The 13009-nt window shown below is 57.6% G+C and carries 15 protein-coding genes; 8 read left to right on the forward strand and 7 right to left on the reverse strand.

From position 1 onward, the window contains the following. Positions 1 to 117: 117 nt before the first annotated feature. From uvrA to T363_RS0108970, 5 genes are read right to left on the reverse strand one after another with little or no spacing between them, the layout of a single operon-like run. A complete protein-coding gene (uvrA, locus tag T363_RS0108950) occupies positions 118 to 2964 on the reverse strand; it encodes an excinuclease ABC subunit UvrA (RefSeq protein ID WP_031475169.1) in 2847 nt (948 codons plus the stop codon). 47 nt (positions 2965 to 3011) lie between these two features. After that, entirely contained in the window at positions 3012 to 3833 is an 822-nt protein-coding gene (locus T363_RS0108955; protein WP_031475170.1) for an MBL fold metallo-hydrolase, read from the reverse strand. Beyond that, positions 3830 to 5788: an excinuclease ABC subunit UvrB gene (uvrB, locus tag T363_RS0108960; RefSeq protein ID WP_031475171.1), complete on the reverse strand. Its 1959-nt coding sequence runs from the start codon at positions 5786 to 5788 to the stop codon at positions 3830 to 3832. The genes T363_RS0108955 and uvrB overlap by 4 nt, the downstream gene beginning before the upstream one ends. 3 nt (positions 5789 to 5791) lie before the next feature. Next, complete coding sequence (locus tag T363_RS0108965; RefSeq protein ID WP_051643192.1) at positions 5792 to 6505, reverse strand: JAB domain-containing protein; 714 nt, start codon at positions 6503 to 6505, stop codon at positions 5792 to 5794. A gap of 35 nt (positions 6506 to 6540) precedes the next feature. Then, positions 6541 to 7143 (reverse strand): GNAT family N-acetyltransferase, encoded by a 603-nt coding sequence (locus T363_RS0108970; RefSeq protein WP_031475173.1) that lies wholly within the window; start codon positions 7141 to 7143, stop codon positions 6541 to 6543. 246 nt (positions 7144 to 7389) lie between these two features. On the opposite strand from T363_RS0108970, the gene T363_RS15150 reads away from it, so the two are divergent. From T363_RS15150 to T363_RS0108985, 3 genes are read left to right on the forward strand one after another with little or no spacing between them, the layout of a single operon-like run. Next, positions 7390 to 7944: a DUF4364 family protein gene (locus T363_RS15150; RefSeq protein ID WP_161645958.1), complete on the forward strand. Its 555-nt coding sequence runs from the start codon at positions 7390 to 7392 to the stop codon at positions 7942 to 7944. After that, entirely contained in the window at positions 7941 to 8318 is a 378-nt protein-coding gene (locus T363_RS0108980) for a CidA/LrgA family protein (protein ID WP_031475175.1), read from the forward strand. Before T363_RS15150 ends, T363_RS0108980 begins: the two co-directional genes overlap by 4 nt. Then, positions 8311 to 9000: an LrgB family protein gene (locus tag T363_RS0108985; RefSeq protein WP_031475176.1), complete on the forward strand. Its 690-nt coding sequence runs from the start codon at positions 8311 to 8313 to the stop codon at positions 8998 to 9000. Before T363_RS0108980 ends, T363_RS0108985 begins: the two co-directional genes overlap by 8 nt. 248 nt (positions 9001 to 9248) lie before the next feature. Here the strand turns inward: T363_RS0108985 and T363_RS0108990 are convergent, their stop codons facing one another. Beyond that, entirely contained in the window at positions 9249 to 9686 is a 438-nt protein-coding gene (locus tag T363_RS0108990) for a hypothetical protein (RefSeq protein ID WP_031475177.1), read from the reverse strand. A 186-nt stretch (positions 9687 to 9872) separates the two neighbouring features. On the opposite strand from T363_RS0108990, the gene T363_RS0108995 reads away from it, so the two are divergent. From T363_RS0108995 to T363_RS0109015, 5 genes are read left to right on the forward strand one after another with little or no spacing between them, the layout of a single operon-like run. Beyond that, positions 9873 to 10274 carry a DUF134 domain-containing protein gene (locus tag T363_RS0108995; RefSeq protein WP_031475178.1) on the forward strand — a complete coding sequence of 134 codons (402 nt, stop codon included), beginning with the start codon at positions 9873 to 9875 and terminating at the stop codon, positions 10272 to 10274. Beyond that, positions 10249 to 10599 (forward strand): NifB/NifX family molybdenum-iron cluster-binding protein, encoded by a 351-nt coding sequence (locus T363_RS0109000; RefSeq protein WP_031475179.1) that lies wholly within the window; start codon positions 10249 to 10251, stop codon positions 10597 to 10599. The genes T363_RS0108995 and T363_RS0109000 overlap by 26 nt, the downstream gene beginning before the upstream one ends. Then, a complete protein-coding gene (locus T363_RS0109005; protein WP_031475180.1) occupies positions 10596 to 11420 on the forward strand; it encodes a 4Fe-4S binding protein in 825 nt (274 codons plus the stop codon). Before T363_RS0109000 ends, T363_RS0109005 begins: the two co-directional genes overlap by 4 nt. Then, complete coding sequence (locus T363_RS0109010; RefSeq protein ID WP_031475181.1) at positions 11417 to 12283, forward strand: nucleotide-binding protein; 867 nt, start codon at positions 11417 to 11419, stop codon at positions 12281 to 12283. The genes T363_RS0109005 and T363_RS0109010 overlap by 4 nt, the downstream gene beginning before the upstream one ends. Positions 12284 to 12301: 18 nt before the next feature. Beyond that, a complete protein-coding gene (locus T363_RS0109015) occupies positions 12302 to 12667 on the forward strand; it encodes a NifB/NifX family molybdenum-iron cluster-binding protein (RefSeq protein WP_031475182.1) in 366 nt (121 codons plus the stop codon). Positions 12668 to 12799: 132 nt separating this feature from the next. Here T363_RS0109015 and T363_RS0109020 read toward each other — a convergent pair. Continuing rightward, positions 12800 to 13009 (reverse strand): IS3 family transposase (locus T363_RS0109020; RefSeq protein ID WP_031475183.1); only part of this gene is annotated, 210 nt, incomplete at its 5' end.

A 13009-nucleotide genomic window follows, 5' to 3' on the forward strand; every position in this document is an offset into this window, starting at 1 on the left:
TTTATTTTTTATTACAAGTATTATACCAAAACAAGGGCAAAAGCTCAACATTTTTATGCAACCTGCAAAAAGCGGGTGTTTCTTTCCGAAACCCCCGCTTCTCTCTCGCAAAAAACCTTATTCATCCTGTTCGGCGTGCTGTGCGCGCGCCAGCACCGGCCCAAGATACCGGCCCGTATAGGAGCCTTCGCACGCAGCCACCTCTTCCGGTGTGCCCTGCGTCACCAAACGGCCGCCGCCGTCGCCGCCCTCCGGCCCAAGGTCAAGGATATAATCCGCCGTTTTGATCACGTCCAGATTATGCTCAATCACCACCACGGTATTACCCGCATCCACCAGCTTTTGCAGCACATCCACCAGCCTGTGGACATCCGCAACGTGCAGGCCGGTGGTCGGCTCATCCAGAATATAGATGGTTTTGCCGGTCGAGCGTTTAGAAAGCTCGGTCGCCAGCTTGGCGCGCTGCGCCTCGCCGCCCGAAAGTGTGGTGGAGGACTGTCCAAGCTTGACATACCCCAGCCCGACCTCGCGCATGGTTTCCAGCCGCCGGGCGATCTTGGGGACATTGGCGAAAAACTCGCATGCCTCATCCACCGTCATATCCAGCACTTCATAGATGTTTTTGCCTTTGTATCTCACTTCCAGAGTTTCCTTGTTATAGCGTTTGCCCTTACACACATCGCAGGGCACATACACATCGGGCAGAAAGTGCATTTCGATCTTCAGCAGTCCGTCGCCCGCACAGGCCTCACACCGGCCGCCCTTCACATTAAAGGAAAACCGGCCCGGCCCGTAGCCGCGCGCCTTGGCATCCGCAGTTTTGGCGAACAGCTCGCGGATATCATTGAATACCCCGGTATAGGTTGCCGGGTTGGAGCGCGGCGTGCGCCCGATGGGTGACTGGTCAATGTCGATGACCTTGTCCAGATAAGAAAGGCCGGTGAATTTATCGTGCGCCCCTGCGCGTGTTTTCGCGCCGTTCAGCTCAGCAGCGAGCTTTTTATACAGGATCTCGTTGACAAATGAGGATTTGCCCGAACCGGACACACCGGTCACGCAAGTCAGCGTTCCCAACGGGATCGTAAAATCCGTATGCTTGAGATTATTCACCGCGCAGCCGGTCACGGTCAGTTTTTTGCCATTGCCCTTGCGGCGCACGGCAGGCACCGGAATGAACTTCCTGCCGGACAGATACTGCCCGGTCACCGAAGTCTCGCTTTGCAGCAGCGCGTCCACCGTGCCTTCAAACACGACCTCGCCGCCGTTCCGTCCCGCACCCGGGCCGATATCCACAATATGGTCGGCGGCAAACATGGTATCCTCATCGTGTTCGACTACGATCAGGGTATTGCCCAGATCGCGCAGGCGCTTCAGTGTTGCCAGCAGCTTGTCATTGTCCCGCTGGTGCAGACCGATGGACGGCTCGTCCAAAATATACAGCACACCCATCAGCGATGACCCGATCTGCGTTGCCAGACGGATACGCTGGCTCTCGCCGCCGGACAGCGTACCGGACGAACGCGCAAGCGTCAAATATTCCAATCCGACCGACTGCAAAAACCCCAGCCGGTCCATGATCTCCTTGATCACACGGTCACCGATTTTGTGCTGCATCTCGGTCAGCTGCAAGCCGTGCAGAAACTCCATCGCCTTGACGACCGACTTTTCGGCAAATTCCGCAATATTCAGCCCGCCGAGCGTGACCGCCAGCACCTCCGGCCGCAGCCGCCGACCGTGGCAGGCCGGACAGGGGATCTCGCTCATGCACTCCTCGATCTCCGCGCGGGAATAATCGCTTGTCGTTTCGCGGTAACGGCGTTCCAGATTGTTCACGATGCCCTCAAACGGCTGCCGCATCACACCGCCCGATACACGGCTGACCGCCAGCTCAAGCGGCTCCTCCCCCGTGCCGTACAGCAGCTCGTGCAGCGCCTGTTTGTCCAATGCGTCGATTGGCGTATCCAGCGTAAAGCCGTGTTTTTTGCCGAGCGCGGAAAAATACATATAAGAGATCGTACCCGGTTCGGCGTTGCCCCAGCCCGATGCACGGATCGCCCCCTGCCGGATGGACAGCTTTTTATTCGGAATGATCCGGTCGGGATCGACCCGCATCTGCTTGCCCAGTCCGGTACAGACCGGACACGCGCCGTACGGATTATTAAAGGAAAACATGCGCGGCGTCAGCTCTTCGATCGAAATGCCGCAGTCATCACACGCATAATTCTGCGAAAAGGACAGCGGCTCCCCGCCGACCACATCCGCAATGACCAGACCGCCCGACAAGGCGGACGCCGTTTCGACCGAATCTGTGATGCGTCCGCGCGCATCCGGCCGAATGACCACACGGTCCACCACGATCTCAATGTCGTGCTTGAGCGTCTTTTTCAGCTTGATCTCCTCGGCAAGGTCGCGCACCTCACCGTCCACCCGCACACGGACATAGCCCGATTTGCGCGCGTCCTCCAGCACCTTGGCATGCTCGCCTTTCTTGCCGCGGATGACCGGCGCAAGGATCTGTACGCGCGTTTTTTCCTCCAGCACCATCAGCCGGTCGATGATCTGATCGATGGTCTGCTGATGGATCTCCTTGCCGCACCTCGGACAGTGCGGCGTACCGATCCGCGCCCAGAGCAAACGCATATAGTCATAGATCTCGGTCACTGTGCCGACCGTTGAGCGCGGGTTCTGCGAAGTGGTCTTCTGGTCGATCGAGATCGCAGGCGAAAGGCCGTCGATATAATCCACATCCGGCTTGTCCATCTGGCCCAAAAACTGCCGCGCATAGCTAGACAGTGACTCTACATAGCGGCGCTGTCCCTCCGCGTAAATCGTATCAAACGCCAGCGACGATTTGCCTGAACCGGACAGGCCGGTCAGCACGACCAGCTTGTCCCGCGGAATCTTGATGTCGATATTTTTCAGATTGTGCTCTCGCGCACCCTTTACATGGATAAATTCCTGCATGTTCACCTATCCTTAATTTCCAATATGCGGTATCTGTTTTGCGCCTCTCACAGCTCGAGTACGCTGCCCGCCGTTAAAAAGGCGATCTGCTCTCCGAGCGTTTCGCGCAGCACCGCAAACGCATGCTGTCCGGTGCAGTGGCAGGTATAATACCGGCTGCCCGTCTGTTTCAGCCGCGCCGCGACCGCATGGATCGCTTCATCCGGCTCGCTTTTGCCCGTACTAGGGCTGAACAGGTGCATCCCGCCGATGACCACATCAGGGTCGCGCCCAATGATCTCCTTTGCGCGGGCGCAGATGTTGACCACGCCCCGATGCGCACAGCCGGTCAGCAGATAGACCTTATCCTGTTCCCGCAGGATCAGGCTCTGCTCGTGCAGGAACCGGTCGGGCACATATTGTCCGTCCTCCTGCTCATACAGCGTGCGGTTGCCGCCCGGACAGCATTCCTGTCCGGGCACATCGGAAAACAGCGTCATATTCTCATCCAGAACGGTCACGCCGTCGGTCAGGATCAGCCGCTCATCCTCCTGCAAGGCGGGGTCCAGCCCGATTGCACGGACGCCGTCCGCCTTGTGCGAAAAATGCGGCTCAAACGCCTGCCGGTGCAGATACACCGGCGCCCGCCGGTTGATTTCCAGAAACGCAGCCAGTCCGCCGCCGTGGTCGTAATGCCCGTGCGAGACAAAGGCCGCATCCACCGCCTCCGGCCGCACACCGAGCGTCCGCGCGTTTTGCAGATACCGATCGGTCTGACCCATATCGAACAGCAGCCGGCGGCCGTTTGCCTCAATATAAAAACTCAGCCCATGCTCGCAAACAAATGCAGATGAGCAGGCAGTATCCTCCATCAGGGTATACAGCTTCATTTTCCTTCCTCCAATGCCTTGATCTGATCGCGCAGCTGCGCGGCGATCTCAAATTCGAGCATTTTGGCCGCCTCCTTCATCTGGCGGGTCAGGCGGGCGATCTCCTGCTGTTTTTCGCCCTTGGTGCGCAGTTTTTTCTTGCTGCTCGTGGGTACGTTGGACGTGATCTCGATGACATCCTGCACTTTTTTGCGCACCGACTTGGGCACGATACCATGCGCCTGATTAAAAGCATCCTGCAATGCACGGCGGCGCTCGGTCTCATCCATCGCGCGGCGCATGGAGGGTGTGATGCTGTCCGCATACAACACGACCATGCCATGCTCGTTGCGCGCCGCACGGCCGATGGTCTGGATGAGCGAGGTTTCCGAACGCAGGAAGCCCTCCTTATCCGCATCGAGGATCGCCACGAGCGATACCTCGGGAATATCCAATCCCTCGCGCAGCAGGTTGATGCCGACCAGCACATCGAACACGCCGAGGCGCAGATCGCGCACCAACTCTTGCCGCTCGATGGTTTTGACATCGTGGTGCATATAGCGCACCTTGATGCCTGCCGTTTCCAGATAATTGGTCAGATCCTCGGCCATTTTCTTGGTAAGCGTCGTCACCAGCACGCGCTCCCCCTTAGCAGTGCGCGCGTTGATCTCTCCGATCAGGTCGTCGATCTGCCCGTCAACCGGACGCACGACCACCTCAGGATCGAGCAGGCCGGTCGGACGGATGACCTGCTCGACCACCTGCCCTGAGCGGCTCAGCTCATATTCCGCCGGCGTTGCGGAAACGTAAACGATCTGGTTCAAACGTTCGTTAAATTCGTTGAAGTTCAGCGGACGGTTATCATAGGCCGAGGGTAGGCGGAAGCCGTTTTCAACTAGGCTTTCCTTACGGGCGCGGTCGCCGTGATACATCGCGCGCACCTGCGGCAGCGTCACATGGCTCTCGTCCACGATGAGCAGAAAATCCTCCGGAAAATAATCGATCAGCGTGTATGGGGCGCTGCCTGCTTCCCGGCGCGACAGCACGCGGGAGTAGTTCTCAATACCGCTGCAAAAGCCGATTTCCTGCAACATTTCAATATCATACCGGGTGCGCTGGCCGATGCGCTGCGCCTCGATCAGCTTGCCGTTCTGCTCAAAATACTGGATACGCTGCTCCAGCTCCGCCTCGAGATCCTTGATGGCAGCCTCCAGCTTATCCTTGGGCGTGACGTAGTGGCTCGCCGGAAAGATCGCGGTGTGCCCCAGCTCGCCCAGCGTTACGCCGGTCAGCGGGTTGATCCGGCTGATGCGGTCGATCTCATCCCCAAAAAACTCGATGCGCACCACATCCTCATCCGAATAAACCGGCCAGATCTCCACCGTATCACCGCGCACGCGAAAACGGTTGCGTTCAAACGCAATGTCGTTGCGCTCATACTGAATATCGATGAGGCGGTGGATCAGGGTCTCCCGACTCATCTCCATGCCCGGACGCATGGAAATGACCATTTTCTTATAGTCGATCGGGTCACCCAGAGAGTATATGCAGGATACCGAGGAAACGATGATCACATCCCGCCGTTCGGACAGCGCCGAGGTCGCCGAGTGGCGCAGCCGGTCGATCTCGTCATTGATCGCGGAGTCCTTTTCGATATAGGTATCGGTCGAAGCGATATACGCCTCGGGCTGGTAGTAATCATAGTAGGATACAAAGTATTCGACCGCATTATGCGGAAAAAACTCCCGCAGCTCGGTGCAGAGCTGCGCGGCCAGCGTTTTATTATGCGCGAGCACCAACGTCGGCCGTTGGGTCTGCTCGATGATATTCGCCATGGTAAAGGTTTTGCCCGAACCGGTCACGCCCATCAGGGTCTGCTCGGTCAGGCCGTTGTTGATGCCCTCCACCAGCTTGGCGACCGCCTGCGGCTGGTCGCCCGCCATCTGATAATCGCTTACAATGCGGAATTCCGGCATATGCTACCTCCTTGTGATCGGGATATACTGCTGTGCAGCGCGTATCCGCTTGACTGAGCAAAACTTGTCCCGCGCCACGATGCAGTGATCCACCAGCTCGATCCCCAGTCCGCGCAGCGCACTTTCCAGCTCCGCAGTTACGCGCAGATCCTGTTCGGACGGACGCGCCGCCCCGTTCGGGTGGTTGTGCGCTATGGCAACCCCCGCCGCCTGACAGAACAGCGCGCCGCTGGCGATCTTATACGGATCGACCTGCACATGCGAGCGTCCGCCGCGGGCAACCTCCTCACATTTGATCACACGTCCCGCTCCATCCAGATAGGCAGCCAGCAGCACCTCTTCCCGCTCGGTCTGCAGCTGCGGGATAAAATAGGCGCCAATGCGTTCGGCGTTGTTCAGCGGCTCGCTGTACTGCTCCATCCGGTCAACATCCATCTGATACCGGCTGACGAGCGCAAAGCACAGGGTCAGCAGGTCAGCCGCACGCGGGCCGATCCCCTCGACCTGCTGCAGCTGCGCCGCCGGCGCTTCGAGCACCGCATGCAGGGAGCCGAAGCGTTCGAGCAGCCGGTGCGCCGTGCCGTTGGTATCGGCACGCGGGATTGCGAAAAACAGCAGCAGTTCCAGCACCTCATGGTCGGCAAATGCGGCCAGACCGAACCGGCGGAAGCGCTCCAGCACCCGCTGCCGGTGATGCGTATGCAGTTGATCAGCCATCAAGCCTCCTCCTTCCTGCACTGTACTGCGGCGCATCAGTCCGGATGCACCCGCTGCACAGCCTGCCGCAGCGCCCGCTGCACCAGCGGACTGTCCTTGATCTCCGGAAACGGCACTGTGGGCTGCGGCGCCCCTTCATGCGGGCGCAGGCTCTTTCCCATCCACAGCACATCGCGCCACTGCCCGAATTTATACATGCTTTCCTGATAGGCACCCGAGATAATAAATCCCATTGCCTTGTGGAACTTCATCGACCGTTCGTTGGGTGAGGTAATGCCGACATAGATATTATAGTATCCCTGCATGGCCAGCAGCTCAAACAACGCCGCATAAATCGCCCCTGCGATCCCGTGCCGGTGCCAATCGGGCGACACATAGATCGAGGTTTCGACCGACCATTGATAGGCTGCACGCGTGCGGTGCGGTGCTGCATAGCCATAACCGGCCACCACCCCGTCCACCGTGCAGACCAGCCACGGCAGGTGCGCCGTATACGCGCGCATCCGTCCGACGAATACCTCCAATACAGGCGGCTCGTATTCGCTCGAAACCGTGGTTTGAAGCACATACGGCGCGTAAAGCGCCAGCATATCTGCGGCGTCTGCCTCTATTGCAGGACGCAAAACAACTTCCGGCATATGGTTTTCTCCATTTCAGCAAAGATTCCGACACTTTATTATAGCGCGTGCCGCGTAGTTGTTCAACCGCTTTTTCGTGATCGCTCCGCCGAAAAACGTACATTCGTTCGCACGTTATTTGTGCGCTTTTGCGGCAAAATCGAACGCCCTGTCCCTTTGCCGCAGAACGCGGGAAAGCCGGTTGCAATCCGCACCGGATTGGGGTATACTGTTTACGTCAATTTTTGCAGCAAGGGAGGCTTCTGCATGGCGCGTTACGGTTTCATCCACTCCAAGGAAGATATTAAATTCCTTATCCTGTTTGCAATGGATCTGCTGCCCTTTCCGGTCAGCTTCAGCACGATCGTGGATCTGACAACCTGGTGTGATGAAGGGTTCGGGTATTTCGAGCTGAGCGAGGCATTTTACGAGCTGCCGTCCACCGGTCACATCGCAGAACAGGACAGCGCCGGCGAAAAGGTCTATGCCATCACCGACAAGGGCCGCGAAGCGATCCGCATTTTCGAAAAGCAGCTCCCCTATCCGGTGCGCGAAGCCGCACAGCGCTCTGCCCTGCGCGTGGTGCGGCAGATCCGGCGCGATGCCGCGATCCACACCGCCGTGGCCGAACACAGCCCGAACGATCTCACCGTCCGCATGGAGATGGAACAGGTGTTTGCAATCGAAATGAACGTGGTCAACCACAGTCAGGCTGCTCTGCTGGAAAAAACCTTTAAGGCCAACGCCGAAGCGATCTATCAGGTGCTGCTCTCCGCGATGACCGAAAATTATGAATCCGGGAAAGAAGACAAGAACCCTTGAAGTATCTCAAACAACTGGGCGTACTGCTCACTTGCTGCATCGCAGGCGATGCGCTCTCTATCCTGCTGCGCGGCGCCCTGCCGGGCAATGTGCTGGGTATGGTGCTGCTGCTTTTGCTGCTGGTTACCGGCCGCGTGCAGACACGCCATGTAGAAGCCGCTGCGGACTTTTTGCTGCAGAATATGGCGTTTTTCTTTTTGCCCGCCTGTCTGGGCGTGCTGGATATTTTTTCACAGATCAAAAGCGAAATCGCAGCGATCCTTGCCGTCTGCGTGCTGACCACACTGTGCACCGCTGCCGCCACCGCACTCACCGTGCATCTGGTATTCCGGCTGCAGCACCGCACCGGAGAGGAGGCGCTCGACCATGACTGAACTGCTCGCCTCTCCCACCTTGTGGCTGTGCGTTTCCATCGTCTGCTATGCCCTTGGCCAAGCCTTGCAGCGCAAAACCGGCTCTCCCCTCTGCAATCCGCTGCTGATTGCCGCCGCATTGGTCGGCATCCTGCTGATCGCCACCGGCACCGCTTACCAAACCTATCTGGAAGGCGGCCGGCTGATCTCCTTTTTCCTCACCCCGGCAACGGTCGCACTTGCTGTGCCGATCTACCGTAAGCTGGATGTGCTGCGCGCCAATTTGCTGCCTATTCTGGCCGGTGCGTTTGTCGGTTCACTGGTCTCGATCGTCAGTGTCATTGGCTTTAGCCGGCTGTTCGGCCTGTCGGATATCACCACGTGCTCGCTCATCCCCAAATCGGTTACCACCCCGATCGGCGTAGCACTTGCCGAAATGCTCGGCGGGCTGGCGCCGGTTACTGCAATCGCCATCGTATTCACCGGGATTGTCGGTGCGATTCTGCTGCCGGTATTCCTCAAGTGCATTGGCGTGCGCAATGCCGTGCAGATGGGGCTTTCCATCGGGACAGCCGCCCATGCAGTCGGTACCTCACGTGCGATCGAGCTGGGAGAAACCGAAGGCGCCATGAGCGGCCTTGCCATCGGCGTAGCCGGTCTGCTCACCGCCCTGCTCGTTTCCATCGGCTCGCTGTTTCTATAAAAATTGCAGCTTGCTGCAATTTTCTATTTGATGCGCGCGGCTCGCGCAAAGACTTTTTCAACAAGCTGCACCCGGAAGGCGTCTGTCACCGCCTTCCGGGTTTATTTTATCCCATGAGTATCCTTATTGATAAAATCAGTATTCCGTGCATCCATCTGCATAAAACCACATTTGCAGCACGTAATATAAAACCCGAGGGCATCTCCCTCGGGTTTTCAGCGGTCGGAACGCTTTCCGCAGCCTTCGGATCACTCCGCCCACGGCAGCGCGGAACCGTCTGCCATCATCCAGCCGCGCTCCTCATCCCAGCGCACATCCGCAACATCGATCGGATGCGCCAAAACGGCGTCGGTGTCTCCGGTGGAGATTCGATAATCCCCATACTGATCCATATAATACAGCAGGCCGTCCGTATCCAAACCGTTATAAAACACGGTCAGCACATCACCGTGTGCAAATGTCCGACACTTGACCAGGCGACTCTCCGGCAGCGGCGCACCGTCTCTCCACTGTTCTGCACGCGCAATGCAGGCATCAACGTCTTCCACCTGATAGGCATCCGTCGTATTCAGATGTACCAATGCACCGGCGTTGAAAAATTCCTTGCTGAGATCCCCGCTCCAGCCGTTCTCACCGCGCTCCTTCAATTCGATCGCAATGACCTTTTTCCCATCGGTCAGTTTCATAGCGATTCCTCCTTCCAGAATATCTATCAGGTATTATACACCTCTTTCGGATTTTGCAACAGCCCTTTCCCGACAAATATTTCTGTCATATGTCAAATATCATACTTGACATATGACAGAAACAGAGGTATAGTAAATTCATAATCAACATATGTCAATAACCATTCTGCTGTAAGGAGGCGGAAAATGCCACGTCCCAAAAAGTGCAGAAAAGTATGCCGCTTGCCGCAAACGCGGGAATTTCATCCTGCCGGTGCGGTTTCCTGCGGCGCTGCCGTGATCCTGACGGTCGATGAATACGAAACGATCCGGCTGATCGACAAGCTGGGCTTTTCGCAGGAGGAATGCGGCAGCAATATGCAGGTAGCGCGCACCACCGTTCAGGCGATATACACCTCTGCCAGAAAAAAACTGGCAGACGCGCTGGTAGACGGCCGCCCCCTGCGCATTGAAGGCGGCGATTTCCAGCTTTGCGACGGCACTGAATCATTCTGTGCCTGCGGCGAGTGCCACCGCCGCCGCGGGCATTGCAGAAACATCACCAGTCAGGAGGAGAAGCAAAATGAAAACAGCGATCCCATTGGATGAAAACAAACAGGATGTCTGTATCGTGCTGGCACGCACGCCGTTTTTCCTGTTCCGCGAAAACGGCACGGATACCATCGTAGAAAACCCGGCAGCGCAGGCGCAGAGCGGCGCCGGGATCCAAGCCGCACAGTTTTTGGTAGACAGCGGCGTAACCGCACTGATCACCGTCCGCTGCGGACAGAATGCCGCTGATGTGTTTCATGCAGCCGGCATGAAGATCTACCGCTCGGTTCATCAAACCGCGCTGGAAAACCTTTCTGCGCTGGAGGCGGGAGCCCTGCCGGAGCTGACACAGTTTCACGGCGGTTTCCACGGTGCGCTATGAAGATCGCCTGTCTGAGCGGCAAGGGCGGCGCAGGCAAAACGCTGGTCGCGGTCAATCTGGCAGCCGCTGCCGGCTGCGCCACCTATATCGACTGTGATGTGGAAGAGCCTAACGGACGGCTGTTCCTCCCTCCGCAGGAGACAACGCAGACCGAAATATGTTCGCTTCTGCCCGCATTCGACGCGAAAAAATGCACCGGCTGTAAACAATGCGTGTCATTCTGCCGGTTTCACGCCCTGATGTATGTCAAAGAAAAGCCCGTTGTCTTTCCCGAAGTATGCCACAGCTGCGGCGGATGCGCATTGGTATGTCCGGAAGGCGCGGTTTCTGAGCAAAAAAAGCCCGTGGGCGTACTGGAAACCGGCCGGTATGGGGATATCCGCGTCATAACCGGTATTCTCCATCCCGGCGAGGCCTCGGGTATTCCGTTGATCCGCGCAGCACTCCGCCAAGCGCAGGGCGATACCATCATCGACTGCCCGCCCGGCAGCGCCTGCTCTGTGATGGAATGTGTGATGGATGCAGATTATTGCATACTGGTTGCGGAACCGACCGCTTTCGGCTTCCACAATTTCAAAATGGTGCACGAGCTGGCCGCACTGCTGCACAAACCCTGTGGTGTGGTAATCAACAAGCAGGAGCAGCCCTATGCGCCGCTCGAAGCCTTCTGCCGGGAGCAGGGTCTGCCCATTCTGGCCCGCATCCCGTATGACCGCACACTGGCCGCACAAGCTGCCGCAGGCCGGCTGGTATTCCGGCACAGCGACACAGCACGGCAGATATTCACGGCGCTTTGGGCGCAGATCGGAGGTGCCGTATGAAACGTCTGCTTCTGTTAAGCGGCAAGGGCGGCACGGGCAAAACCACAACCGCCGCCGCATTCATCCGCTTTGCCCAAGCAAAGGCGGCAGCGGATTGCGATGTAGACGCCCCCAACCTGCACCTGATCCATGCACAGACCACAGCCCCGCAGGTATCGGACTTTTTCGGCGGCGATAAGGCTGTGATCGATCCCGCGCGATGTACCGGCTGCGGCCTATGCCAAACGCACTGCCGGTTCGATGCCCTGATTGCGCAAAACGGAATATATCAGGTCAACGAATATGCCTGCGAGGGCTGCGGCGTCTGCGCACAGGTCTGCCCGCAGGGCGCGGTGCGCCTGACCGAGGATATCGCCGGACGCAGAGAACTGTACCGGGATGACAAAGTGTTCTCGACCGCCACCCTGAAAATGGGGCGCGGCAATTCCGGCAAGTTGGTTACCGAGGTCAAAATGGCCATGCTGAAAAACGCGCCTGAGGACGCCGCGCTTGCTATTGTGGACGGTTCGCCCGGCATCGGCTGTCCGGTCATTTCCTCTGTCAGCGGGATGGACCTTGTGCTGGTGGTGGCCGAACCGAGCCGTTCCGGCATCAGCGATTTGCAGCGGCTGGTCAAAACCGTCCGGACTTTCGGTGCCAAACTGGCCGTCTGCGTCAACAAATGGGATGTCAGCCCGGAAAATACGCAGGCGATCCGCGCCTACTGCCAGCAGGAGGACATCACGTTTACCGGCGTCATCCCATATGACAAAGCCGCGTCTTCCGCCATCAATGCCGGCAAAAGCCTTGCTGATGTGGACTGTCCCGCCCGGGAGGCGCTGAAATCTGTTTTCGAAGCCACAAACAAATTGCTTGATGTATAAACCAAAAAGGAGAAATGTATCATGAAAATCGCAGTTGCAGCTATGGGTTCCACCGTCGCCGGTCATTTTGGCCATTGTGAAAACTTCATCTTTTTCGACACTGCTGACGGCAAGATCACCGCGGAACAGTCTGTCCCCAATCCGGGCCACCGTCCCGGCTTCCTGCCCAACTTTTTAGCGGATAACGGCGCACAGGTCATCATTGCCGGCGGCATGGGCGGCGGCGCCGTAGATATCTTCAACGAGCGCGGCGTGGAAGTGATCGTCGGCGCATCCGGTGAAGCCCGCACTGCCGTGGAAGCCTATCTGCGCGGCGAGCTGATCTCCACCGGTTCGGTATGCCACGAGCATCAGCACGCCGATGAATGCGGCGGACACCATTGATTTGCTACCTTTGGAATCCGAAAAGCAAGGCTGCTCCCTGTTGATCCGCCCCTGTCAAGGTAGACCGGAGAAATAAATAAAATATAGTGCGGTTATGCTCGCCGTTTCCTTTTTCGGGAACGGTGAGCTTGTTTATGCAGCGAACTTTTCTTTGTATTTTTGAATACGCTTATTTTCAGGAATGGGATACAGTGCAGGAGTATCGGAGTTTAATGCCTCCGTGCGGACTTCCATCGGAGTGCGGGTTTCAAAGCGCTCCTGAAAACGCTCGTAGTTGTAGAAATGGATGTATTTCTCAATGGCCGAGCGAAGGGATTTCTCGTCCTTGAACGTTTGCAGATA

The sequence above is a fragment of the Agathobaculum desmolans ATCC 43058 genome, from assembly GCF_000701665.1.
GTDB lineage: Bacteria > Bacillota > Clostridia > Oscillospirales > Butyricicoccaceae > Agathobaculum > Agathobaculum desmolans.